Here is a 25,557-nt window from a genome sequence, read left to right as displayed (position 1 = left end):
AAATTTAGAAGCTTGTCCACGTCTTTTGTCATAAAGAGAGCTGCTTGTGCATGTAATTATATCGTGAGTAGTTTTTGAATGGAGGGTGATGTCATTGGTGATCTCTAACATTCGAATCGGCTTATTTATTTTAGCAATCGTTTTTCTCGTTCTTGTGTTCTTTTACTGGAGAAACGAAGAGTTGTACGAGGAGAAAAAGCAACGTATTAGAAAGACTTGGTATGGTTTGTTTATAATATCAGTCACCGTGTATTTCATGATAAAAGGAATTGATTTAACCCTCTGGAAAAATCTTTTAATGTTCACTGCAATGGTTATTTTCGTTGATATCGCATTTATTTTAACACCAAATATTTCAGAAATATGGGGAGCGAAATTTAGCGATATCGGCAAGACTGTTCAATCGATAAAACGGTCATTAATTGCTTCTAAAGCAAGAGGAGAAATATACACAACAATTATTCAAAATGTCAATCCAGCAGTATTCGGTACAATGGAATGGCATACGGAAGAGGAATATACAAAGAGCTTAAACGCATTTTTAGATTCGTACGGAGAAAAGATTGGTGCGAAAATTGTTGTATTTGAAGCGGCAAAGGAATTAAATACAAACTTTCGTGGTATCCGTTCTCAATTTAGTATTATCGTTCCGTTAGAACACATTGAGCAATTGAATGAGCAGAAAGCGGTGCAAGTAGAAAATGTCGGAATAATACCAGCAAAAATGGTGAGTGATGTTTTCATTGTTATTGATGGGAAGAAAAATAACCTGCAAGATCGAGATTTTGAAAATGTATATAATTTAACAATACATCATAGTTATTTTAGTAAATAAGGACAGGATTTTCTTCTGTCCTTTTCACTTATACATAAAGGACTTGTATAAAATCGGACAATCATTCCTACACTAGCACGTAGAGGTGATTGTAATGATAAAAGATTATGACAATGATTTTTTTAAAGAAGATAATGAAGATACAACAGATTTCTCGTTAATAAAAGGAGATACATTACAGCAAGTAGAAGAATTAGAAGAAGAATTAAAAAGAAAATGATACGTGTACACGCTGTCTACATTTGCGATATAATATAAATAGAAGATTGTATCTTTTTGAAAAGGGGGAGAAGAGATGGCTGAAGTAAACGTACAAAAGTCTTCATTTTTTAAAGAAAAAAAAGAAGAACCAAATACAGATTTCTCTCTTGTGAAAGGTGCATTAACGGAAAATATAAATCGGTTAGAGAAATTAATGAATAATGGTACTTCAAAATATATGAGAGCAAAAAAAACGAAAGAAAATGCATAGTGCATTTTCTTTCGTTTTTTTTATACGATTAAATATTTAAAGGGTGGATTTTAAAGGATGAAATAGAAAGGGAAAGTAACGAATCATGGTATAATGATAGCAGACTTACATATTATTTTGTCATTTTGAGAGGAGCTTAAAAATGTATTCTACTTTAGAACAATTAACAAAGCACCCTGTATTTTATCATTTTGCAGAAATTTCAAAGATTCCTAGAGGATCTGGTAATGAAAAGGAAATTAGTGATTATTTAGTTGGTTTTGCAAAAGAGCGTAACTTAGAAGTGATTCAAGATGAAGCAATGAATGTCATTATTAAAAAAGACGCAACTACTGGCTATGAAAATGTACCAGCTATTATCATTCAAGGCCATATGGATATGGTATGTGAAAAAAATCAAGCAACCGTACATGATTTTGAAAAAGATCCAATTGAATTACGAATCATTGGGGACATGTTATATGCAAATCAAACGACTTTAGGTGCTGATAATGGAATTGCAGTTGCGTATGCAATGGCTTTATTAGATGCATCAGACATTTCGCATCCAGCACTTGAAGTAGTTATTACTACTGAAGAAGAAACGACAATGGGCGGGGCTTTCGCTGTTGATGCAAATCACTTTGAAGGAAAGATTTTTATAAATATCGATTCTGAAGAAGATCATAAATTACTTGTCAGTAGCGCAGGTGGTGCGAAAGCTGTAGAAACAATTCCAGTAATATGGGATGAAGCGCCAGTGAATACGGATGCATACCGTCTATATGTTGGTGGTTTAAAAGGCGGACATTCTGGTATGGAAATTGATAAACAACGCGGTAATGCGAACAAAGTATTAGGACGAGTATTACGAGATTTATCAGCAAATATTCAATTTGAAATAAGTGAAGTTCACGGCGGATTAAAAACAAATGCAATTCCGCGTGAAAGTGTAGCTACAATTGTATTAGCTACAGAAGATGTAGAGAAAGTAGAAGAAAAACTAGTATCATGGACAAGAGTATTACAAGAAGAAATGCGTGCTGTTGATCCAGATGTTCATGTAACACTTACAAAATTGGATGAGAAAGTAGAAAAAGTATTTGCTAAAGAGACACAAAAGCAACTTATTTCATCATTATTCTTAATTCCGAATGGCATTCAAAGTATGAGCATGGATATTAAAGGTCTAGTAGAAAGTTCAACAAATTTAGGCGTTATTGAAACGTTGCAAGATGAAATTAAATTACGTAACGAAGTGAGAAGTTCTGTCAGTAGTTTAAAACAACATATTGCAAATGAAATTAAATGTATTGCCGAATTAGTTGGTGCAACATTTGAAATAGAGTCAGAATATCCAGAATGGCCATACAATCCGAATTCACAAATTCGTAATTTGTTTGAAAAAGTGCATCAAGAAAAATACAACAAGGATGCTGAAATATTTGCTGTACATGCAGGTATTGAATGTAGTGCATTCGTTCAAAAGATGCCTGACTTAGATGCAATTGCATTTGGTCCAGACATTTTTAACGTTCATACACCAGATGAACATATTAGTATTTCTTCTGTTGTGAATAATTGGGGATTCTTCGTTGATGTAATGAAGGGTACGAAAGAATTAGCTAAATAATATGGATGAAATGAAAAGTAGCCTATAAAACTTTATAGGCTACTTTTTTGTATTGATCTTTATTAGAAATTCTTTTTTACGTTAGTATTTAATTTTTACTTTTATTTCTAGAGGATATTGTACCAAAGATTGCTCCGGATATTGCACCGATTAAAGTCATAAAAATTGCACTCCATGCTGCAAATGACATTATTACACCTCCACATAATAAATTATTGTTTCTTAGCCTTTTGAATAGAAATGATAATTGCAACAACTATTAAGAAAATAAGAGGAGACCAAGAATAGAAAGACATGTAATATTCTCCTTTCAATATTAATTTTATAAATTAGTATAAATAAATTATCGCATTTTTAAAGAGTAAACATATAAAATATGCAATATTGCATATTGAATTGTAAAACTTATAGAAGTGGAAACAGTTATTGAATAAAAATGCTAATTTATAAAGAAAGTAAGAATTTTTTTAAACCTTAAAAAGGGCAAACAATCAAAAAGCTCCTCTATCTTAAATAAGGTAGAGAAGCTTTTAAAATGATTTTTGTCTAATAAAAATGTATCCAATATTTTTTTACTGATGAGATAAATGTAAATTATTTTGAGATTTTAAAGCTGCCCCCATAATAATAATTTTCTCCAAGTTTCATAACGGCTACATATGTTCCTGGATTATAAACCTTAGTAATAGGTGTTACAAATCTACCATAATTATGTTTTAAACCTGAGTCATAAATGGTTTTATATCTATGCAAGTTTATTTCATTATTTTCATTTTCACTCAATTGATATATTTTTACAATACCAGTATCTTTACCACCAGTATATATATTAACATCGAATGTATCTCCATGCTTTAAGTCACCAACTGCTAACTCTTCTATAAAATCTGCATTATGATGTAATAAAAAATAGCTTTGCCACCGCCAATTATCTAAAATTCGTGATTCTTTTTGTGTAAGTTGCGATTCAGCAGACACAGGTGTGATTGTACTAATTGTATTTGAAAATAAAAATCCTCCAACAGTCAATGCACCAATAATTGTTGATTGCCTTAAAAGTTTCATGTTCTAAACCTCCTATTTACTTAAGGATTCAGAAATCGTTTTTGTGAAAAACTAGCTGTGAAATCTAATGGATGATAATATCTTCTATAATCATATTAACATTTGTTGATTTATCAGACAAATTAATAAATAATAAAACTATATCGAGGGAGTGAAGGCTAATATAAGAAAGAAGTTAGATGTATAGCTAAGAAATCTTTATTATATGTAATTGGGATTTGTTATTTGAAAACTCGATTGTTTTAATGATGAAATTTCAATTCATACTTCAAGTTTCAGTACATAATTTTACAATTTGACTTATATAATTTATCACGATATGATTCCTTTATAATAAAAGAAAGGCTTGAAGACAATGATTCGTCGTTTGAGAAAGCTAAAAAATGTAGCAGTCGTAGTAAGCTTCTAAGTAAATAGCAAAATATATAATACTTAGAAGCGAGGAATAAAGTTATGAAGCATCCATTATTTAATCATTGGTCAGAAACAAAGTATTTAAAAGATATAGTAACAAATTCACTCATTGAGGTAGGAGAGTACTCCTATTATTCAGGTTATTATGGTCATCAAAATTTTGAAGATGGCTGTGTAAGGTATTTGTGGGGGGATGCTAAGTCCCGAGCGCTGTTCAATCCAATTGAACAGATGGGATGGCATCTTGATAAACTCATTATTGGGAACTATGTTTGTATTGCGAGTGGAGTAGTCATTTTAATGGGTGGTAATCATAATCATCACTCAGAATGGATTACAGTATATCCATTCGCTGAGCAAATTGAGCATTCATATGAACCGAAGGGCGATACAGTCATTAAAAGTGATGCTTGGATTGGAATGAATGCTATTATTATGCCTGGCGTTATAATCGGTGAAGGGGCAATCGTTGCAGCGGGATCTGTCGTAAGTAAAGATGTTCCGCCGTATACAATAGTTGGTGGAAATCCTGCTAAGGAAATAAAGAAACGATTCACTGATACAGAAATGAAAATGCTAATGGAAATGCGTTGGTTTGATTGGGATAGAGAATTAGTTGAGAAGGCAATGCCGCTTTTATCTAGTTCATCTATTGAATTATTATATGATTTTTATAACAAGGAAGTAAAAAATAGATAGATCTGTGAGGGAAACTACATTCTATATAGGATGTAGTTTTTTTATTATAAAAAATTAATAGTCTAGACTAAGGAAAATTCATCTCTGGTATGAGTATAGTAAATAGCTGAATTAAATAATTAAAATCCTTGATAGCTAATAAAACCAGTGTGTCTCGATATTTAATCGGGATACACTGGTTTTATTTTTTGTAAATATGGAACAAACGCATTATTTAGATTGTCTATTCATTGTAATCCTAAAAAATATATTGGAGGTAAGAGGATTGAAAGGAATGTTTTACAAAAAATTCATTGTAATAGTAACAGTGCTTACACTATTTTGTAGCATAATTGTTACATCTGGAAGAGCAACAGCGGAAACAGTCCCTGTTTTAGATGTAGAAGCAGGATCAGCAATTTTAGTAGAAGCGAATTCCGGAAAAATTTTATATCAAAAAAATGCGGATGAATCACTAGCAATTGCTAGTATGACAAAAATGATGAGTGAATATTTAGTTCATGAAGCGGTGGATAAAGGAAAACTTAAATGGGATCAAAAAGTTAAAATCTCTGAATATGCACATAAGATTTCACAAGATCGCTCATTATCAAACGTTCCATTAGAAAATGGTGGCTCTTATACAGTAAAAGAGTTATATGAGGCAATGGCAATTTACTCTGCAAATGGTGCAACAATTGCTTTAGTTGAAGAAATTGCTGGAAAAGAAGCCGATTTCGTGAAAATGATGAATGATAAGTCAAAAGAGTTTGGAATGAAAAATTATAAATTTGTAAACTCTACAGGCTTAACAAACTATGATTTAAAAGGATATCACCCAGAAGGGACAACTCCAGACGAGAAAAATAAAATGTCCGCAAGAGATTGTGCGATTTTAGCGCAACGTCTTATTCAAGATTTCCCAAAAATGTTAGATACAGCAAGAATTCCCAAAAAAACATTCCAAAAGGGTGGCAAGTATCCAATTGATATGGTGAATTTTAACATGATGTTAAAAGGTTTAATTAAGCAATACGAAGGTGTAGATGGGTTGAAAACAGGAACTACTCCAGAAGCCGGTGATTGCTTCACTGGTACAGTAGAAAGAAACGGTATGCGTCTAATATCTGTAGTGATAAAAGCAAACTCCCATACAGCACGTTTTGATGAAACGAAGAAATTATATGATTATGGATTTGCGAATTTTGAAGTGAAGAATATCTACGGAAAAGATTCAGTAGTAAAAGGGCATGAAACTTTGCGAGTTGCAAATGCAAAAGACAAAGATGTAGTAGTTCAAACGAAGCAAGCTGTTTCACTTCCAATACCAAAGAGCAATAAAGATGTTTATAAAAAAGAATTTAAAGTATCGAATAAAGAACAAGAAGCGCCTATTAAAAAAGGTGTAACAATAAGTAAAATGATTATCTCGCCTAAAGATAATACAGATCCTGGGTTCTTATCAGGTAAATCATTACAAATAGACCTTGTAACAAAATCTGATGTAGAACAAGCAAATTGGTTTACACGTTTTATGCGCCAAATTGGATCTTTCTTTAGCAGTATATGGGATAGTGCGGTTGATATAGTAAAAAGCTAACTTTATAAGATAAAACTAAAAATTAATCTGAAATACAGAGTTTCAAAGTATTATGGATTTTTATGTAGATAGCTTGGAATGGTAGATTGCATTAATTCTCAAATTTGGCTCTTCAGAACTATTTGTAGTGGTAGTGCTATCAAGCTAAATTAAATTTGTATCTATATAATCAAAAAACGCTATTCTTTTTGTAGAAATATACAGAAAGGATGGCGTTTATTATGTATTTTTTGATTCAAAGCATTCTAGTACAAAGTTAGTTTAATAAAGTTACATGAAGAAAAAAATCCATTTTTTCATTAAATGACAATAAAAAAATAATACCCGGTACGTATTTCTGTAATTAGATTTTATAAAAATTTAATAAAATCTTTTCTTTGTATTAAATATTTTGTTTTAAATTATGTATATAAAGAAATGGAGGTCAAATTAACTTTGTACTGCTTATATTAGGAATTTAAAGAAACAATATGTACAATTCTCCCACTACATTCGTATAGTGGCCTTTACGAACAGCAAAATCTACAATTTACAAGGAGAACATTTTATGAGTAAGAGAATAAAAGAATTAGATTCTATACGAGGGTTAGCGGCACTTACTGTGGTATTTGGACATTTTTGTTTAATGCTACCATCGTTGCCTAATTCTATTAAATTTTCCCCGCTTAGGTTTTTATGGGCGGGTGGGGAAGCTGTTATCGTTTTTTATGTACTAAGTGGTTTTGTGTTATCTATGGCACTTTATCATTCAAAAACAAATTATTGGGGATATTTAATTAAGAGATTTGTAAGAATCTATATTCCTTATTATTTTTGGATAATCGTTACCTTTGTTTTATTTATTTTATTTTCGTCGTATGAAGTGGTAGGACTACGGGATTGGTTCTATGATAGGTGGCAAGGGTCTATAACAAAATTAGATATTCTAAACCACTTTTTGCTTCTTAATAACTTTTTTACGGAAAATTATAATCCAGTTATTTGGTCATTGGCTCAAGAAATACGTATATCTATTGTGTTTCCTTTATTATTCCTTCTTTTTTATAAACTGAATTGGAAGAAAACGGTACTATTTGCTTTGAGCCTTTCTTTCATTAGTGTTTTTCTTAATATGTTGCATATTGGGAAAGCTGAAGGATTTTATAATGGTTATGCTGATACACTGCATTTTACATCTATGTTTATGGTTGGAATGTTACTTTTTAAGTATCAGGAAAAACTTATTTACTCATATAGGAATATGAAAAAATTTAAAAAAGGATTTCTTATTGCATTAGGGATTATTTTATATTTATATTCCATTTTAATTTATGGTTTTTCCCGTAATGATACTACTTTCTTATTAAAAGATTGGGGTGTCGTAATGGGGGTTAGTATATTTATTATAATGGCTATGAGTAACCTAAAAGTAAAAGCATTTTTAAATAAGAATGTATTTGTATATTTAGGAGAAATTTCATACAGTATCTATTTGTGTCATTTTCCAATCATGATGGTACTATTTAAACTTTTGTATACAAAGATACCTATCTTTTTCCTTCTTACTTTGTGCATTGCAATGACACTGCTTTTTTCTATAATTTCGTATCATTTAATCGAAAAGAAATGTATAAACTGGGCAAAACAAAGAACAACCAATTTTTTGAAAAAAGTATAATTCCTAGAGAGATTTTATTTCTTTAGTAAATATACGAAATTGACCGATTCCTAAGTATACTTAGGAATCGGTCAATTTTGAATTCTAAATGTAAATATAGTAAAGTGGAATATAATTGAAATCGAAAACCACTTAGAAATAACAATTACGGTGTGAGCTATTGTATAGTATAGATATGGTTAATAATAAAGGGGGACTACATATGTGGAAGCGATTTGTATCGATTGGTGATAGTTTTACAGAGGGCATAGGGGATGAAGTTGAGGGAATAGCATTAAAAAGCTGGGTAGATCATTTTGTTCAACTCTGTGTAAACGATATAGAATATGCTAATTTTGCAAAACGTGGGTTGGTAACTAAAGAAATTCGCTCACAGCAATTGGAAAAGGCATTAACGTTTAATCCAGATTTGGTTAGTTTAATTGCAGGTGCAAATGATGTATTAAAAGGACGTTGGAATCATCAAGAATATAAGAACGAAATGGAATTTATGATAGATACATTAAGTAAAACAGATGCTGATATTATTATAGCAAACCTTCCAGATTTTACAGTTCGGCTACCTATTTCTTCTGAAAAAAAACAAGTGTTAAAAGAACAATTATTAGAGGCAAATGAAATTATTCTTTCACTGAGTAGAGAGTATAAGCTTCATCATGTTGACTTTTGGAATCATCATTTAGTAAACGATAATACGCTTTGGTCTACGGATTTGATTCATCCAAACTCAAAAGGATATGTAAAAGTTGCTGAATTGATTTTTAGTAGTTTGCCTGTACATGACTCTTCTAAATAAGCTTTAGAATGAACGCATCGAATCCCCTGTCGCATACAGCGCAGGGGTTTTGATGCGAAATAGAAGGATATAAAGCGCCTATAAATTATACTTTCAATAATTCTTTTTATTGTTTATACTTAGTTATTTTCTATTGTAGGACCCTTAGTATAAGGGGTCTTTTTTGTTTCAAATATCTACAAAAAAGATAAGAGCGGAGAACTCAAACTAAAAGGTATTTTAAATAAAATTGTTAAAACAGCACTAATAATGACACCGATTGCTAAATAGATCCGCTTTTTTATTTGTAAGAATTTTAAAATCTTCCCCTTCGAATGCATCTGAACCATAAATTAATTTCTTTTGTAAATATGGAACAATCTCATTACTTACACTGTCTATTAAGCGTTACACCATTTTTTATTTAATATATCAAGAAAGGAATAAATATTTTTAACTAAGGGAGAAGATTGAATTGAAAAAATTATGGATGTTGGTTTTCTTTTGTTTTGCAGTTATGTTGGTAGGATGTAATAAAAACGAACCGCCAAAACAAGCATTTGAAGAATATATAAATTTATGGAATGATAAAAAATTCGCAAATATGTATGATCATTTATCAGAACATGCCCAAAAAACGATTTCTAAAAAGGAATTCACCGAGAAATATCAAAAAATTTATGAAGGTATTGGCGTTAAGAATTTAAAAATTAAAACGAAAGGAGAGAATGCTAAAGATAAAGAACTTTTTCTATTTGAAGTTAAGATGGATACGGATGGAGGAACAGCTTCATTTATCCATGAAGCAAAACTTGTGAAAGAAAAAGAATCTTGGAAAATAGATTGGACACCAGATTTCATTTTTCCAGGTATGAAAAAAGATTACAAAGTACGTATGCAAATAGAACAAGGAAAACGCGGAGAAATATATGATCGAAATGGGAAGGGTCTAGCAACGAATGGTAAAGCGACTGAGGTTGGAATTATTCCAGAGAAACTAGGCGAAACGGCAGCGCAAACAAAAGAAATAGTAGCACAGTTACTGGATATGTCTATAGAAGAGGTCAATCAGAAGCTTACAGCGAAATGGATAAAACCAGACTCCTTTGTACCAATTGGGATTTTAAAAGAGGGAACTAGACAGAATGATTATATTGAATTAGAAGGAGTATCATCTCGCCCAGTAAATATTCGTACGTATTCATTAGGAGAAGCAGCGGCACACTTAACTGGATATATAGGAAAGGTGAATGCAGAGGAGTTAAAATCGCTTCAAAAAAGAGGTTATCAAGCTGATGATTTAGTAGGTAAGACAGGTTTAGAGAAAGTATTAGAGAATAAATTGCGTGGCGAAAAAGGTGGACGCGTATTTATAGAAGATGAGAATGGAAAAGAGATTAAAAATGTAGCAAAAAAAGAAGCAAAAGAAGGGAAAAACGTTACGTTAACAATCGATGCTGCAATTCAAGAAAAAATCTTTAATGAGATGAAAAATGAAGCAGGATCTAGTGCAGCGGTCAATCCTAAAACAGGTGAAACTATTGCACTTGTAAGTAGCCCTGCTTATAATCCAAATACAATAGTTAGAGGAGCATCAAAAGCCCAACGAGAAGCATGGAATAACGACTCGAAACTACCAATGATGAATCGTTTCACACAAGCATTTGTACCAGGTTCCGTATTTAAAACGATTACTGGTGCAATTGGTTTGGAAACAAACACTATAAACCCTAAGGAAGAATTTAAAATTCAAGGATTAAAGTGGGCAAAAGATTCATCTTGGGGAAATTATTATGTAACACGTGTGAAGGAAGCTAGTCCAATTGATTTTGATAAGGCAATGAAGTACTCTGATAATATTTATTTTGCTCAACAAGCTTTGAAAATGGGAAAAGACCAGTATGTAAATGAATTTAAGAAATACGGATTTCATGAAAAATTACCAATCGAATACGAATTTCCTATTTCAATCATTGCAAGAGATGGGATAAAAAATGATATTCAACTAGCAGACACGGGATATGGACAAGGTCAAGTATTAATGACACCACTTCATTTAGCATTAACATATGCACCGATTGTGAATGAAGGGAATATTCCGTCGCCTCATCTTTTAAAAGAAACAAAAGTAGCGGGGAATTGGAAAGAAAATGTGGTTTCTAAAAAGAATCAAGAGATATTAAAGAGCGCATTAATAAAAGTCATTAATGACCCTGATGGCGCGGGGAGAATTGCTAAGGTTGATGGTATAACTCTTGCTGGTAAAACCGGTACAGCAGAACTGAAGGAGTCGAAAGAAGCAGACGGAAAAGAACTTGGATGGTTTGCAGCTTTTGATGCAAATGCGCCCGACATGATCGTTACCATGATGATCGAAGATGTAAAAGGAAGAGGGGGGAGTAACGTTCCAGGCGAAAAAGTAAAACATGTTTTTCAGAAAAAATAAGTAACTATAAGGTGAAATCTTTTACTACATTCATTGTTTGCTTAACACGAAGGTATAAAGTGAGCAATACAAAGAACAATTAAGTTTCGAAAAAGCATTCTCCTTAATCGAGAATGCTTTTTTGTTGTGGCTGAATAAAGATAATAACACATCTTTGTTTTCATTTTTGAAAGGTTGGTATTGCTAATAGTAAATAGAAGAGTAAAACAAATTGAAAGGGACAAGTGAGGGGGAATTATAAACGTTAACAAAACAGTTATTTAGTAAAACATAAATAGAGCACACAAATAAGTATGCTCTAAGAAAAAAAGTGATACAAGTGGAGTGTTGCGTGAAATGCACAAATAATAATCAGATTTTTTATGAGTGTATTTTTAACATTGTATGCTTTACTTGTTTTTTCGGAGCCTGTCATGTAAAAGAATGTATAGATGATTATTTTATGAAAGTAATTGCACACCTTTACATTTTTAGGAGGATTTTTTTATTAAAAAAAGATAAAGAACGGAACAAATGAAACTTGTATCTTGTCTATATATTGAAACCATAATAAAAGTGAGGGCAGTTTTATCTTTATTCAAATAAGTTCGAGGTGTGGAAATGGAAGAGACGTTTATTGAAAAGTGTATTCATGATGAGCTTGACTATGTTATAAAAGACTATTGGCAAGATGTATGGAATTATTCATTTATTATTACGAAAGATCCACACTTATCAGATGATATCACGCAAGATGTATTTATAAAGGTATTTAAAAATTGGAATTCATTTCGAAAGGAGTCATCTATTAAAACGTGGATATTAAAAATTACAAGAAATACAGCAATAAACTATTTGAAATCCTCCTATTTTAAAAGGATATCATTAGTAGGTTTTTTTAGTGATGATAAGCAATCTCCATCGGCAGAAAAAGAATTTTTTAATCAAGAGGAAATGAATGAAGTGTGGGATGTTGTATTAAAACTACCTAAAAAACACCGTGAAATAATAATTTTAGACGCGAAATATGAATTATCTTATGAAGAAATGGCCGAAACACTAGGAGTATCCATTGGAACTGTAAAATCTAGATTAAGCCGAGCGAGAAGTAAGGTTTCAAAATTAATAGGGGAGGGTAGTAGTGATGAACAATAAACAAAATCCTGACTGGTATAAACAATTAAAAAAAGGCCCAATGGAGAATCGTAAAGATGAAGAAGAGTTTATTTTTAAAATAAAGCAGTCTATATATGAAAATAATGAAGCGGATCTTGTAAAACATAAAAGACCGTTTCGTAAAAGAGCATTGCCTATAGTAGTTGTTTTGGTTTGTACAATGTTATTTGTTATCGTTCAACAACCATGGCTTGATGATAATAAATCACCGGTCCAAAGTAGTACACAAATTAAGCCTAAAACTAAAGATGAGTCTGCTCAAGATCCAACATTAAAACAATTTATGAATGAATTATATCAAAGTACAAATTCAAAAAATGAAAATGACTTGTATAGAGCGTTAAATGATGAAGTTCTATTTAAAGGGAAGAGTTATAAGAAGGATGAATTGAAGTTTGATGAAGATATTTTTCATGAGTTGCAAGTCGCTCTTACAATGGGGGGAGAATTTGCAAATGATACAAAAAAAGTATACAAAGTACCAAGTGGATTGACAGAAAGTAACGAACCAAAGCAAGCGCATTATATATATGCAACTGTTACTGGAAATAAAACGAAAATTTTAGCTGAACCAAAGCGAGAATCACAAGTTTTATATGAAGTATCTAATGAAATGGTAAAAGCTTGGATTCCAGAAAAAGTGCAGAATAATGGATATATAAAAGTATCGACAATTAGCGGTAATACTGGATATGTACAAAAAGAGTATGTTTTAACTGATATTAAATATTCTTTCATGTTCGAAAAGGATCATGAAGGTAAATGGAAAATAATGAATATAGATTCTATATGGTAAAGAGGAAGGTTCACTTTAATGAACCTTCCTCTTTGTTTTTATTCTCTTATTGAAGAGTATTCCAGTACTCTAAAATTTCTGATGTAACGAGAGCAGCAATGTTTTTTTCTGAATTACTACCAGGAATAACGACAGAAACGGCAATTTGTGGATCTTCCGTAGGAGCATATGCAATGAAAAGAGAATGGTTTATCATTCTTTCTTGCTCATTCGGAGCACCTGTTATGCCTGTTTTACCTGCGACATGAAAGGGTAAGTTTTTAATTTCCTCTATATTTTGGCTCATCCCACCTTGCACGACACTCCAAAATTTCACCGGGTAACGATTTGAACTTTCTAAAATTGGTTTAAACTTTTTGGTTTCCTTACCATTTTGATCAATAATAGCACTTAAGATTTGAGGTTTATATTTATCACCTTTACTTGCTAAAGTTGCTGCATATTGAGCAAGTTGAAGAGGCGTGTGTACTTCATTTCCTCCCCAAGAGGCATTTAATAAGGCGGAGATACCATTTTCAAACTTGTTTGTTGGATGAAATTCATATTGTCCGTCTTCTTCAAAAGGTAAATCAACCCCGGTTTTAGAACGAAGGCCGAATTGTTTTAAATACTCTGTCCATATATGTGCAACTTTTTCTATATTCCCATTATTTTGGTTGAATAAGGGTAGAGCTACTTTTGCTGTCATAAATGTGTTAGATGAATTAATGATAGCCTGCCTCGGTGTAATCTCACCTGTTGGAGTTCCAGGTGCATTCGTAATGTTATTTTGATTATCATATTGAAAAGTACCTTTATCTAAATAAGTATCTTCAGGTTGAAAAAGCTTTTCGTTTAATCCAATTAAAATAGTAAGTGGCTTTATAGTTGAGGCCATATTTACATAAGATTCACCATACTTTAATTTTTGAATTGCTTTATTTTGCGAAAGTGATTTGATGTTTTCTTTTTTAGATGATACTTGTTCATATAATGTATTTGGATCAAACACTGCTGAGTTGGCCATAGTTAAAATTGCGCCAGTTTTCACATCGGTTACCACAACGTAACCAGCATTAACATCAGTTATTTTCTTGATTTGAGATCTTAATGCTTCCTCTGTTTTTTGCTGCAACTTAGAGTCTAAAGCTAGCCGGATATCTTTTCCTTTTTGTACTTTTTGAATGTTCCATAAGAACTTTTTATTATTCATTTTAAAAATAAGAGTTTTTCCGGGTTTTCCTTTTAAATCATTTTCATATTGCAGCTCAATCCCGCTTTTTCCAACGGGTCCATACTTAGAATTAAGGTCATTTTCTACATACCCAATTAGCTGTGAACCAACTTCGTGTTTAGGATAATATCGAATCCATTCATCTTTAATTATTACATTATTGGGTTTGTTCTTGTTTATGAATGTAAGTTCACTCTCATTTATGTCAGAGTATAACGGTAAATCATTCATAGTCTGCTTTTTACAAGATTGTTGTAATTGTGATTTTATGTCCTCTGCCGAAATGTCATGTTGAAACTCGTTTGAAAATTGTTTAAAAAAAGCTAATGTGTTTGATGTATCTTGATTCGATACCTTTTCATCATTAGAAGTGCAATATAGAGACTTAACTTTCTTATTTGTAGCTAGTATTACACCATTTTGATCGGAAATTTTTCCTCTTTCAGCTGAAGAAGTTGCGATAGTAATTGAGATGAAGTTGATTTTTAATAAAATTAGTAAAATCAAACCTACAATAGAAAGAACCGCAAAAAATCTCCATCTTTTTATATGTAACATATAACCCTCCCTTATGTAGCCTATTTCATCTTATAGTTAATTATTTTTTTTGTAAATGTGGAACAATTTTATTATTTAGGTTGTCTATTAAGTATAACAGCATGAAGAAAGGAATAATTAGTATGAAAAGTTACTAGCAAGTCTATGTGTAAGCTTAATATGAGTCATTATACAGTTTAGCATTTCTAATGCAAGCAATAAAAAAATAGAGAGAAAAACAGGAAAGGGGATTTATCAATTACGCGGCTAAACGAAGAAGGCTTGATGCTTACAAGGATGTAGAAAAAAAGATAAGACACTATTTATAACTGAATGGTGATTTCTAATATATAGGGAACGTATTTATTTACTAAGTATTAGTGAGGAGTTCCGGAAGAATTATATGGAGGATTTATGAAAAAACAAAAAGAAACAAAGCAGCAGACATATATATCTATTCGATTAAATATAATGTTCCTTTGCATATTTCTACTATTCTCAGCCATTATTATGCAGCTAGGAAAAGTACAAATCGTTGAGGGAGAGGCTTATAAGAACCAAGTGGAGAGCAGTCAAAATGAAACAACTAGTATACCAGTTCCACGTGGACAAATACTAGATCGAGAAGGGAAAATAGTCGTTAATAATAAATCTCTTCGTACGATTACGTATACAAGGGTAAAGGGAATTACTAGTGAAGATATTTTAAAAACAGCAAACAACTTAGCGAAAGTACTTGAAATGTCTGAACAAGATATAAATAAATTAACAGATATCGATAAAAAAGATTTTTGGATGCAGTTGAATACGAAACGTGCGGAGACAATGATTACTAAAAAAGATATAGAAAAGTTAAAAGATAAGGGAATAGAAGGAAAAGAGTTAGATAAAAAAATAGAAGACTTAAGACGAAGTCGTGTTACAGAATTAGAATTGGCAGAATTAACAGCACAAGATTTAAAGGTGTTAGCTATTAAAAGTAAAATGAGTTCAGGTTATCAACTAACACCACAAATTATAAAAAAAGATGTAACAGATCAAGAGTATGCGCGAATAAGTGAAAGCCTTGCTGAGTTTCCAGGAGTAGATGCAACAGTTGATTGGGAACGTAATTATGTAAATGGTAATCTATTTCGTTCCGTGTTAGGTAATATTACGAGTAGTGAAGAAGGATTACCGAAAGAAAACTTAGATTCTTATTTGGTACGTGGATATAACCGAAATGATCGTGTAGGAAAAAGTTATATTGAACAACGATATGAAGATGTCTTGCACGGTGCAAAAGAAGAAGTGAAAAACATTACTGATAAATCAGGAAACATTATAAACACAGAAATAATCTCTAAAGGAAAAAGTGGTAATAGTTTAACATTAACGATTGATATGGAATTACAAAAGAAAGTGGAAGAAAGTATAGAGAAAAATTTGAGAGCGTTTAAGAGTTCAGAGCCACTGTTGGACCGAGCTTTTGTCGTCATGACGAATCCAAATAACGGACAGATTTTATCTATGGCAGGCAAAAAGATTGTAGAAAAAGAAGGGAAAATAGAGATTGAAGATTTGGCATTAGGTAACATGACAACCTCGTATGAGCTAGGGTCAGCTGTAAAAGGTGCAACTTTATTAACTGGATATGAGACAGGGGCAATACAGCCAGGAGATCAATTTTATGATGCACCTATGAAATTTAAAGGTACACAAGCTAAGAAATCGTGGAATGTATCCGGATTTGGTAATATTAATGATTTACGAGCACTACAAGTATCTTCGAATGTATACATGTTCCAGACAGCTTTAAAAATTGCGGGAGTTAATTACGTACCAAATGGTTCGTTGGATATAAAACAAGGAGCATTTGATACGATGCGCTATTATTTTAAACAATTTGGATTAGGAGTTCCAACAGGTATTGATTTACCGAATGAAATAATTGGACAAACTAGAAAAGTAGATAGTCAGCCTGGGTTTTTACTAGATTTTTCTATCGGGCAGTATGATACGTATACACCGTTGCAATTGGCGCAATATATTTCAACGATTGCTAATGGGGGGTATAGAATGCAACCTCAAATTGTACAAGAAATACGAGAGCAATCAATAAAAGAAGAAGAGGTTGGCAAAGTTATACGCTCTATAGAGCCTGTCGTATTAAATCGAATTGATATGAAGACAGAACATATTGATCGGATAAAAGAAGGGTTTAGATGGGTATTCCAAGAAGGTGATGGAACTGGCGTGAAGTATTTCAAAAACGCGCCATATAAACCAGCAGGAAAGACAGGGACAGCTCAAACTGTTTATGGTGGAGATGATCCAATTGGTAGAAATGCAAAAGGAGAACGTATGGAATGCTACAACTTAACGTTAGTTGGATATGCTCCATATGATAATCCAGAAGTAGCATTTTCTGTAGTAGTTCCATGGCTTCATAACGATAAAAGTGGAATTAATTCTATAATTGGAAAAGAAGTTTTAGATGTATACTTTGATTTGAAACAGCAACGTATACAGGGGGGAGCTCCTAGTACAGGTATTTCTAAGCAAAATTAGTAAGATTTTAGTACTTTTCTCAGGGAAGAGACCCTGTTTATATAAAGGTATTTATAAGTAAAAAAATGAGATGTGAAATAAGAGATAGCGGCGCTCGTAGCTGCTATCTTTTATTTTGTTAATATCTTGGCTACTAGTTAAAAAGTTTTAAATTTATGGAACAAACTTGTTTCTTAGATGGTCTATTATGTGTACGTATAAAAACAGATGTTGAAAATTTGAAAGGAATGATGATTTTGAAAAATAAGAGGATGCTAAAAATAGGTATATGCGTTGGTATATTAAGTTTAAGTCTTACAAGCTTAGAAGCTTTTAAAGGAGGGCCATTGCAAGTTGAGGCGAAAGAAAAGACAGGACAAGTGAAGCATAAACATCAGGCGACGTATAAAGAGTTCTCTCAACTTGAGAAAAAATTCGATGCACGATTAGGTGTATATGCGATTGATACTGGTACAAATCAAACAATCTCTTATCGACCTAACGAAAGGTTTGCCTTTGCATCAACATACAAGGCGTTAGCGGCAGGGGTATTACTACAGCAAAACTCTACTGAGAAATTAAATGAAGTTATTACTTATACGAAAGAAGAATTAGTGGATTATTCACCTGTTACCGAGAAACATATAGATACTGGAATGACACTAGGAGAAATTGCTGAGGCTGCTGTTCGTAACAGTGATAATACTGCAGGGAACATTTTATTTAACAAAATAGGCGGACCGAAAGGATATGAAAAAGCGCTTAGGCAGATGGGTGATCGGGTTACTATGTCTGATCGCTTTGAAACAGAATTAAACGAGGCTATTCCAGGAGACATTCGTGACACTAGTACAGCGAAAGCAATTGCTACGAATCTGAAAGCTTTTACGGTCGGAAATGCGCTTCCGCTTCATAAACGTAACATTCTTACAGGGTGGATGAAAGGAAATGCTACAGGAGACAAACTTATTCGTGCAGGCGTACCAACTGACTGGATAGTTGGAGATAAATCAGGAGCTGGAAGTTATGGGACACGAAATGATATTGCTATCGTTTGGCCGCCAAATAGAGCACCCATTATCATCGTAATTTTATCTAGTAAAGATGAGAAAGAGGCTACCTATGATAATCAACTAATTGCAGAGGCAACTGAAATGATAGTTAAGGCTCTTAAATGATAATTTCTCAATTCTTTATGTAACGTAATTGATAATATGAACCTAGAAAGCGATTCTTTTCATGTGAAAAGAATCGCTTTTTTGTATTTCTATAATGAATAGTAAGTATATAAGTAAAAAAATTTGTTACATAGACATTCTATCCCCTAGAGTGCATGAGGGGAGTTTTCTCCTGTGGTGTTCGTAGTAACAATATTATTATTTATACGATAATAATATTGTTGGCGTATGTATGCTAGTTACTCCTAGATGGATATGTAATTTTACATATCCATCTAAAAGACACATATGCGTCAATTACTATTAAATTATATTAAAATCATTTTTGAATGAGGGATTGATATAGGTTTTGGTGAATAAAAGGATTTTTATGTTTAATTATCATAGTATAATTATTTCACTTTATGAAATGAAATTTGGATTTAACTTTTTTAAATATAATATTTTATAATTTGAATAATAAATATCTGAAAAATCAAATTTAACAAAAGCAATTTTCTAGTTTACTTATGAAAAACATAGTGTTTAAAATGAGGGGGAAGTAAGGTCCTTATATTTTTTCAAAAATAAATAAAAAACGAGATGGAATTACTTTTTTGAAAAAATCTCTATCCTCAAGTATGTGTGAAGAAATCCTAACGTTAGGTTGTACAACATTTACGATTAAAACTGTAAAAAACAATAGTGAAGAGGTGTACGGAATGAAGAATAAAATTATGACAGGATTTTTAATAACATCAATCGTTACTGGAGCGACTATTCCTATCAATACTCTCGCAACGCCAACCGTTCAGGCAGAAACGAAACAAGAAAATATAGATATTTCCTCAGCATTACGAAAAATAGGTGCACACTCCAAATTAACACAAACCTTTATAGATGGAGCCTTAGCAAGTCCGAATGTGCAACTTGAAGAAGTTCCATCTTTAAATACAACTCAATTTCTAATTAAACAAGATATGAAAGAGTGGTCCTCAGAACTAAATCCAAAATTAATTCTACTAAATTCAAAAAGTAAAGGATTTGCAACCAAATTTAATAGCTATTATCCAACATTAAAAGGATTTGTAGATAATAAGGAAGATAAAGAAGGGTTTTTAGATAGACTGGAAGTTCTTCAAGATATGACTACAACAAACCAAGAAAACGTGCAACGTCAGATTAATGAGTTAACAGATCTTAAACTACAGGTAGATAAGAAACTGAAAAATCTTGATACAGATGTGGTAAAAGCACAGAGTGTACTTAGTTCAGAGGGAACAGGAAAAATAGACAAGTTAAAAAATGAAATGCTAAATACAAAAAAATCAATTCAAAATGATTTACAGCAAATAGCATTATTACCAGGAGCTTTAAATGAACAAGGGCTAAAGGTATTCCAAGAAATTTATAGTCTATCAAAAGATATCATTGAACCGGCTGCTCAAACCGCAGTAGTGGCGTATAACAAAGGAAAAGAAATAAACAATGCTATTGTAGAAGCAGAGAAGAAAGCAGAGCAAGAAGCAACAGAAAAGGGAAAATCAGTTATAGAAATTGAAGCTGCCAAAAAAGAAGCACGTGAAGCGATAGAGAAAAGTAAAAAAGGTGAAATTGCTGCAGCTGCAGTTACAAAAACGAAAGAGTATGATCTTATGAAAGTGATTGATCCTGAAAAAATTAAAAAAACATATAGTACCTTTGCCGAAATTAATAAACTAACAGCAGAGCAAAGAGCATATTTAAATGATTTAGAGAAACAAAATCAAAAATTATATGACTTAACAACTAAATTAACAGTAGCAGATTTACAAAAATCAATGATTCTTTTCATGCAAAATGATTTGCATACATTTGCTAATCAAGTAGATGGAGAGATTGAGCTAATGAAACGTTATAAAGAGGATTTGAATCTAATAAATAATAGTATTACAAAATTATCGAATGAAGTTGATACGAATAACACTCAGTCTCAAAAAGATACATTAAGACGACTAAAGAATGTAATAAATCAACTCGAAGAACAAGTTAATAAATTTCAATATTAAGAAATTAGGTTTAACAAAAAATTATAATGCAACTGAAAATAAGGAGGAGAATCAAATAATGAAATTTCCATTTAAGGTCATAACTTTGGCCACTTTAGCAACGGTTATAACTGCTACGAATGGTAGTACTATTCATGCACTTGCACAAGAACAGACAGCACAAGAACAGCAAATAGAAAATTATGCGTTAGGACCTGAAGGGTTAAAGAAAGTATTGGCTGAAACAGGCTCTCATATTCTTGTAATGGATTTGTACGCAAAAACAATGATTAAGCAACCGAATGTAAATTTATCCAACATTGAATTAGGTTCAGGAGGGGGAGAATTAATTAAAAACATTCACCTGAATCAGGAACTGTCACGAATCAATGCAAATTACTGGCTAGATACAGCGAAGCCAAACATTCAAAAGACAGCACGTAATATTGTAAATTATGATGAACAATTTCAAAATTATTACGACACACTAGTAGATACTGTAAAAAAGAAAGATAAGGCGGGCCTCAAAGAAGGAATAGGGGATTTAATCGGTACAATTCATACAAATTCAAATGAAGTTACGGAAGTTATTAAGATGTTAGAAGCTTTCAAAACAAAGTTGTATACAAATACTGTAGATTTTAAAAATAATGTTGGAGGTCCAGATGGACAAGGGGGATTAACGGCTATATTAGCGGGAAAACAAGCACTAGTCCCACAACTTCAGGCCGAAATTGAGAATTTACGTTCTACGCAGAAAGCACATTTTGATAATGTATTAGCCTGGTCAATTGGTGGTGGATTAGGAGCAGCTATTTTAGTTATTGGAACGATTGCAGGAGCGGTAGTAATTGTTGTGACCGGTGGCACAGCGACACCAGCTGTTGTTGGTGGTCTAACAGCTCTAGGGGCAGCTGGTATCGGTTTAGGAACAGCAGCTGGTGTTGCGGCATCTAATCATATGAACTCTTATAATGAAATTTCTAATAAAATCGGAGAATTAAGTATGAAAGCCGATCTTGTTAACCAAGCAGTTATTTCACTTACTAATACAAAAGACACGTTGACATATTTGTATCAAACAGTGGATCAAGCAATCATGTCTCTAACGAATGTTCAGCAACAATGGAATACGATGGGAGCGAATTATAAAGATCTATATGATAATATCGACCAAATGCAAGAACATAAACTGTCTTTAATACCTGATGATTTAAAGGCTGCAAAACAAAGTTGGAATGATATTCATAAGGATGCAGAATTCATTTCAAAAGACATTGCTTTTAAACAAGAAAAAACAAACTAAAAATCAATATATATGTATAGGAGGAATTAAAATGAATAAAAACTTTCCTTATAAACTACTTGCTTTATCGACGTTTTTAACTGTGACAACAACTACTGTAGTTTCTCCAGTGGCAGCCTTCGCAAGTGAAAGTAAAATGGAACAAACTAGTACCGAAGATATATCTCTTTCTGTAAACAGCGAAAAGATGAAAAAAGCTTTGCAAGATGCTGGAGTATTTGCAAAATCTATGAATGATTACTCTTATTTGTTAATTAAAAACCCAGATGTTAACTTTGAAGGAATTGACATTAAAGGATATACAAATCTACCTAGTCAAATTCTACAAGATCAAAAGAATGCAAGAGAGCATGCTACGAAATGGGATTCACACATAAAAAAACAACTTTTAGATACACTGACGGGGATTGTAGAGTATGATACTAAATTCGACAATTATTATGACACATTAGTAGAAGCGATTAATGAAGGGGATGCAGACACATTAAAAGAAGGCATTACAGATTTACAAGGTGAGATTAAACAAAATCAAGCATATACACAGAATTTAATACAAGAACTAGCTAAGTTAAGAGATAGTATTGGAGAAGATGTCCGGGCATTTGGAGGTCATAAAGATATTTTGCATTCGATTCTGAAAAACCAAGCATCTGGAATTGATGAAGATGAAAAGCGCCTAAATGAAGTTTTAGAGCAAGTTAGACATTTTAAACAAGTAGAATCAGATGGAATAATAACTGTATCAATTCCCTCAATTCCTACGTGGATTGCTGGTGGTGTAATGATAGGGGTAGCAAGAAATAATTTAGGTACGTTAGAGCCATTGTTAGCACAATTACGTCAGACTATAGATTATAAAGTAACATTAAATCGTGTAGTTGGTGTTGCGTATAATAATATTAATGAAATGCACAATGCGATTGGATCGGCTATTAATGCACTTACCTATATGTCTGCACAATGGCATGATTTAGATTCTCAATATTCGGGAGTGCTTAGTCATATTGATAAAGCATCCCAAAAAGCGGATCAAAATAAATTCAAATTCCTAAAACCTAATTTGAATGCAGCGAAAGATAGTTGGAAAACATTGAGAGCGGATGCGTTTACATTAAAAGAAGGGATAAAAACATTAAAAATGGATCCTGTTTCTTCAAAAAAATAGCGGAATACGGTATTTGTTGCAAGGGCACTTATACAGTTATAAAATGATTTTTTGTTCTTTATAAATTGAAAAGACGGAGGTATAATCAGGCCTCTGTCTTTTGTTTTATTGAAATATTTTTATAATTCCATCCTATATGTAGAAAGTAGTTATACAAGTTTGAATTTTTAAGGTGAATGATTTTTATGAATTTTTCCGTAAAACCTAATCTATGATTAGTGAGCTTTATATTCTTATTTTCCTAATTGAATACTTTTATACAATTAGATGGAAGTTAAGAATACTAAATCAAAACATAATAGGTTGTTATTGATGAGTTTATCGTAAAGTTGTTATTTTATGTGTCATCAAATAACATTTATAAACAATTAGAAATAAAGAAAAGGAGACTATTATGAGAAAAAATAGAGTATTAGATACAACATAAATAGCGTAAATAGTTTTTAATGTAAAAACATGATAAATAAAATAATAGTCCTTACATGTACTAAGGGAAAATGAGGGAGATAATATGGGGAATAACTCAAAATATAAAACTAGAAAAATACTTGCAGCCACCGCTACAGTAACTATGCTTGCGACTGCAATGATTTCTACAACAGATATCATTGCAGAGGAAACAAAGCAGCAAAATAAAATATCGACATCATTGCAAGAGGAAAAGTCAGTTAAATTAGAAAACAGATCATATACAGTCCCAGGAAAAGGGGATGTTGAGGTATTGAAACAACAGGAAAGAAAAAGTATGGCATTTAGTCCATATGAACCGACTGGTTTATATGCAAAGCCAAATGAACAAATAACGATTAATGTAGAAGGAAATGAAAATATTCAAGCATACATTGGAACGTATTCGTATGATGCTTCTTGGAGAGAAGATTCTAAAATAAAATCATTTACATTAAAACCAGGTATAAACACAATCCAATCTCCAAATGGAGGAATGATTTATTTTTACAATAAACAACAAGGTGGTACCATTCGAACAACAGTCACAACTGGTGGAACGACTACTCCTTTCTTTGAACTAGGCAAGCATACGAAACAAGATTTAATAGACATGCTGAACCAAAATCCAAATGCACATGCAGTGGAGCTAAAAGGAGAACGTGTATTAATTACGGCCAGCCCTGCACGTGTTAAGAAATATTTGCTTGGTTCTAATACAGATCCTGTACAACTCTTAAAAAAGATGGATGAAGCTACCCGAATTCAAGACAAAGTAGCTGGATTATCCGAAGAACAAGCAGATAAACATTATATTCATTACGTAGAAGAAAATCATTCTCCTGATTATTATATGTATGCAACTTCTTATCGAACCGCATATGTGGGAGACGCAATCCAATACGTGTTAGATATTAATAAATTTATAAAAGATGGTTGGGGTCCATGGCATGAGGCAGGGCATTTGAGACAGCAATCACCTTGGAAGTTTTATAATATGACAGAAGTACAAAATAATATTTACAGCCTTTCTGTAGAAAAAGCATTTACATCTAATCAACCTTTTAGATTGCAACAAGAGGGTGCTTATACTAAGGCATTTCAATACTTAGAACAACCTAATAAAAATTATGACGAAGTTAGTGATGTTTTTGTTAAGCTTGTTATGCTTTGGCAACTACAGTTAGCATATGGAGAAGACTTCTATCCTAAACTGCATCAATTGTATAGAGATATGCCTTCTAATGAACTTCCACAAACTGATGAAAATAAAAAACAATTATTTATGATCTCAGCATCAAAAGTAGCCAAACAAAATTTGATGCCTTTCTTTGAGAAGTGGGGATTACGTCCAAATAATGATACCATTCAAAAAGTGGCTGCATTAGGATATCCGGTTTTAACAGCAGAGATTTGGAAGGGGACGGATTCTAATCCGATTAAACCAGATGTGCCTAATGCAAATAATATTTTAGAAGGAAGCCAGTTTGCATGGTCAATGAAAGGGATTAGTGATTTTGAGTTTGCCAAAATCAATTTCAATAAGTCAGCAGAAGAAATGCAAGTAGACTTAAAAGCAGGAATACCGCATCACTATTTTAATGAAACATATGCGAGTATTAAAGTACAAAATGCATCAGGCAAAGTAGTATATAATAAAGACATTTATGG

The 25,557-nt window shown here is 32.2% G+C and carries 19 protein-coding genes; 17 read left to right on the top strand and 2 right to left on the bottom strand.

The window, feature by feature from the left end:
* Positions 1–97: 97 nt before the first annotated feature.
* The 4 genes from AC1Q8N_RS04085 (at position 98) to pepD (ending at position 2,919) form a co-directional block, all read left to right on the top strand.
* Complete coding sequence (locus AC1Q8N_RS04085; RefSeq protein ID WP_116480647.1) at positions 98–835, top strand: type II toxin-antitoxin system SpoIISA family toxin; 738 nt, start codon at positions 98–100, stop codon at positions 833–835.
* Positions 836–929: 94 nt separating this feature from the next.
* A complete protein-coding gene (locus AC1Q8N_RS04080; RefSeq protein ID WP_000588712.1) occupies positions 930–1,055 on the top strand; it encodes a hypothetical protein in 126 nt (41 codons plus the stop codon).
* A gap of 75 nt (positions 1,056–1,130) precedes the next feature.
* Positions 1,131–1,307, top strand: coding sequence for a stage II sporulation protein SB (spoIISB, locus tag AC1Q8N_RS04075; RefSeq protein WP_000852619.1), 177 nt, complete (start codon positions 1,131–1,133; stop codon positions 1,305–1,307).
* 142 nt (positions 1,308–1,449) lie between these two features.
* The gene (pepD, locus tag AC1Q8N_RS04070; RefSeq protein WP_431098526.1) at positions 1,450–2,919 is read left to right on the top strand and encodes a beta-Ala-His dipeptidase; all 1,470 of its coding nucleotides are present in this window, start codon (positions 1,450–1,452) and stop codon (positions 2,917–2,919) included.
* A 594-nt stretch (positions 2,920–3,513) separates the two neighbouring features.
* Here the strand turns inward: pepD and AC1Q8N_RS04065 are convergent.
* Complete coding sequence (locus AC1Q8N_RS04065; protein ID WP_098077048.1) at positions 3,514–3,984, bottom strand: DUF5065 family protein; 471 nt, start codon at positions 3,982–3,984, stop codon at positions 3,514–3,516.
* Between the two features lie 453 nt (positions 3,985–4,437).
* Between AC1Q8N_RS04065 and AC1Q8N_RS04060 the strand changes: the two genes are divergently transcribed.
* The 7 genes from AC1Q8N_RS04060 to AC1Q8N_RS04030 all read left to right on the top strand — a co-directional run bounded on the left by AC1Q8N_RS04060 (position 4,438) and on the right by AC1Q8N_RS04030 (position 13,505).
* Complete coding sequence (locus AC1Q8N_RS04060) at positions 4,438–5,097, top strand: CatB-related O-acetyltransferase (protein ID WP_000682543.1); 660 nt, start codon at positions 4,438–4,440, stop codon at positions 5,095–5,097.
* A 265-nt stretch (positions 5,098–5,362) separates the two neighbouring features.
* The gene (locus AC1Q8N_RS04055) at positions 5,363–6,676 is read left to right on the top strand and encodes a D-alanyl-D-alanine carboxypeptidase family protein (RefSeq protein WP_098077050.1); all 1,314 of its coding nucleotides are present in this window, start codon (positions 5,363–5,365) and stop codon (positions 6,674–6,676) included.
* Positions 6,677–7,223: 547 nt separating this feature from the next.
* Positions 7,224–8,333 (top strand): acyltransferase family protein, encoded by a 1,110-nt coding sequence (locus AC1Q8N_RS04050; protein ID WP_098132529.1) that lies wholly within the window; start codon positions 7,224–7,226, stop codon positions 8,331–8,333.
* A 175-nt stretch (positions 8,334–8,508) separates the two neighbouring features.
* Positions 8,509–9,129: an SGNH/GDSL hydrolase family protein gene (locus AC1Q8N_RS04045; RefSeq protein WP_116480648.1), complete on the top strand. Its 621-nt coding sequence runs from the start codon at positions 8,509–8,511 to the stop codon at positions 9,127–9,129.
* A gap of 454 nt (positions 9,130–9,583) precedes the next feature.
* Positions 9,584–11,554 carry a penicillin-binding transpeptidase domain-containing protein gene (locus AC1Q8N_RS04040; protein ID WP_098067819.1) on the top strand — a complete coding sequence of 657 codons (1,971 nt, stop codon included), beginning with the start codon at positions 9,584–9,586 and terminating at the stop codon, positions 11,552–11,554.
* A gap of 600 nt (positions 11,555–12,154) precedes the next feature.
* Positions 12,155–12,688, top strand: coding sequence for an RNA polymerase sigma factor (locus tag AC1Q8N_RS04035; RefSeq protein ID WP_000393076.1), 534 nt, complete (start codon positions 12,155–12,157; stop codon positions 12,686–12,688).
* Positions 12,678–13,505: a hypothetical protein gene (locus AC1Q8N_RS04030; protein ID WP_001060748.1), complete on the top strand. Its 828-nt coding sequence runs from the start codon at positions 12,678–12,680 to the stop codon at positions 13,503–13,505. The genes AC1Q8N_RS04035 and AC1Q8N_RS04030 overlap by 11 nt, the downstream gene beginning before the upstream one ends.
* Positions 13,506–13,551: 46 nt before the next feature.
* Here the strand turns inward: AC1Q8N_RS04030 and AC1Q8N_RS04025 are convergent, their stop codons facing one another.
* Entirely contained in the window at positions 13,552–15,276 is a 1,725-nt protein-coding gene (locus AC1Q8N_RS04025) for a peptidoglycan D,D-transpeptidase FtsI family protein (RefSeq protein WP_098132527.1), read from the bottom strand.
* Positions 15,277–15,669: 393 nt separating this feature from the next.
* Between AC1Q8N_RS04025 and AC1Q8N_RS04020 the strand changes: the two genes are divergently transcribed.
* From AC1Q8N_RS04020 to AC1Q8N_RS03995, 6 genes are all read left to right on the top strand, one after another.
* Positions 15,670–17,805, top strand: a complete 2,136-nt coding sequence (locus AC1Q8N_RS04020) for a peptidoglycan D,D-transpeptidase FtsI family protein (RefSeq protein ID WP_431098518.1) — start codon at positions 15,670–15,672, stop codon at positions 17,803–17,805.
* 230 nt (positions 17,806–18,035) lie between these two features.
* Entirely contained in the window at positions 18,036–18,962 is a 927-nt protein-coding gene (gene bla, locus AC1Q8N_RS04015) for a class A beta-lactamase Bla1 (RefSeq protein WP_420920687.1), read from the top strand.
* 701 nt (positions 18,963–19,663) lie between these two features.
* Positions 19,664–20,989: a hemolysin BL lytic component L2 gene (gene hblC / locus AC1Q8N_RS04010; RefSeq protein ID WP_493521084.1), complete on the top strand. Its 1,326-nt coding sequence runs from the start codon at positions 19,664–19,666 to the stop codon at positions 20,987–20,989.
* A 55-nt stretch (positions 20,990–21,044) separates the two neighbouring features.
* Positions 21,045–22,274, top strand: coding sequence for a hemolysin BL lytic component L1 (hblD, locus tag AC1Q8N_RS04005; RefSeq protein ID WP_170957036.1), 1,230 nt, complete (start codon positions 21,045–21,047; stop codon positions 22,272–22,274).
* A gap of 31 nt (positions 22,275–22,305) precedes the next feature.
* Positions 22,306–23,439 carry a hemolysin BL binding component B gene (hblA, locus tag AC1Q8N_RS04000; RefSeq protein ID WP_001038658.1) on the top strand — a complete coding sequence of 378 codons (1,134 nt, stop codon included), beginning with the start codon at positions 22,306–22,308 and terminating at the stop codon, positions 23,437–23,439.
* Between the two features lie 511 nt (positions 23,440–23,950).
* A partial coding sequence (locus AC1Q8N_RS03995) for a M60 family metallopeptidase (protein WP_493521083.1) occupies positions 23,951–25,557 on the top strand: 1,607 nt, incomplete at its 3' end.

The organism is Bacillus sp. GW823-FHT06B01 (assembly GCF_058952315.1).
This window is presented reverse-complemented; position numbering and strand designations above follow the sequence as displayed.

Coding starts and splice junctions, on each gene's coding strand:
- AC1Q8N_RS04020 (WP_431098518.1), top strand. CDS start 15,670: ATGAAAAAACAAAAAGAAACAAAGCAGCAGACATATATATCTATTCGA.
- hblC (WP_493521084.1), top strand. CDS start 19,664: ATGAAGAATAAAATTATGACAGGATTTTTAATAACATCAATCGTTACT.
- AC1Q8N_RS04045 (WP_116480648.1), top strand. CDS start 8,509: ATGGTTAATAATAAAGGGGGACTACATATGTGGAAGCGATTTGTATCG.
- spoIISB (WP_000852619.1), top strand. CDS start 1,131: ATGGCTGAAGTAAACGTACAAAAGTCTTCATTTTTTAAAGAAAAAAAA.
- bla (WP_420920687.1), top strand. CDS start 18,036: ATGATTTTGAAAAATAAGAGGATGCTAAAAATAGGTATATGCGTTGGT.
- AC1Q8N_RS04060 (WP_000682543.1), top strand. CDS start 4,438: ATGAAGCATCCATTATTTAATCATTGGTCAGAAACAAAGTATTTAAAA.
- hblA (WP_001038658.1), top strand. CDS start 22,306: ATGAATAAAAACTTTCCTTATAAACTACTTGCTTTATCGACGTTTTTA.
- AC1Q8N_RS04065 (WP_098077048.1), bottom strand. CDS start 3,984: ATGAAACTTTTAAGGCAATCAACAATTATTGGTGCATTGACTGTTGGA.
- AC1Q8N_RS04050 (WP_098132529.1), top strand. CDS start 7,224: ATGAGTAAGAGAATAAAAGAATTAGATTCTATACGAGGGTTAGCGGCA.
- AC1Q8N_RS04025 (WP_098132527.1), bottom strand. CDS start 15,276: ATGTTACATATAAAAAGATGGAGATTTTTTGCGGTTCTTTCTATTGTA.
- AC1Q8N_RS04035 (WP_000393076.1), top strand. CDS start 12,155: ATGGAAGAGACGTTTATTGAAAAGTGTATTCATGATGAGCTTGACTAT.
- pepD (WP_431098526.1), top strand. CDS start 1,450: ATGTATTCTACTTTAGAACAATTAACAAAGCACCCTGTATTTTATCAT.
- AC1Q8N_RS04030 (WP_001060748.1), top strand. CDS start 12,678: ATGAACAATAAACAAAATCCTGACTGGTATAAACAATTAAAAAAAGGC.
- AC1Q8N_RS04080 (WP_000588712.1), top strand. CDS start 930: ATGATAAAAGATTATGACAATGATTTTTTTAAAGAAGATAATGAAGAT.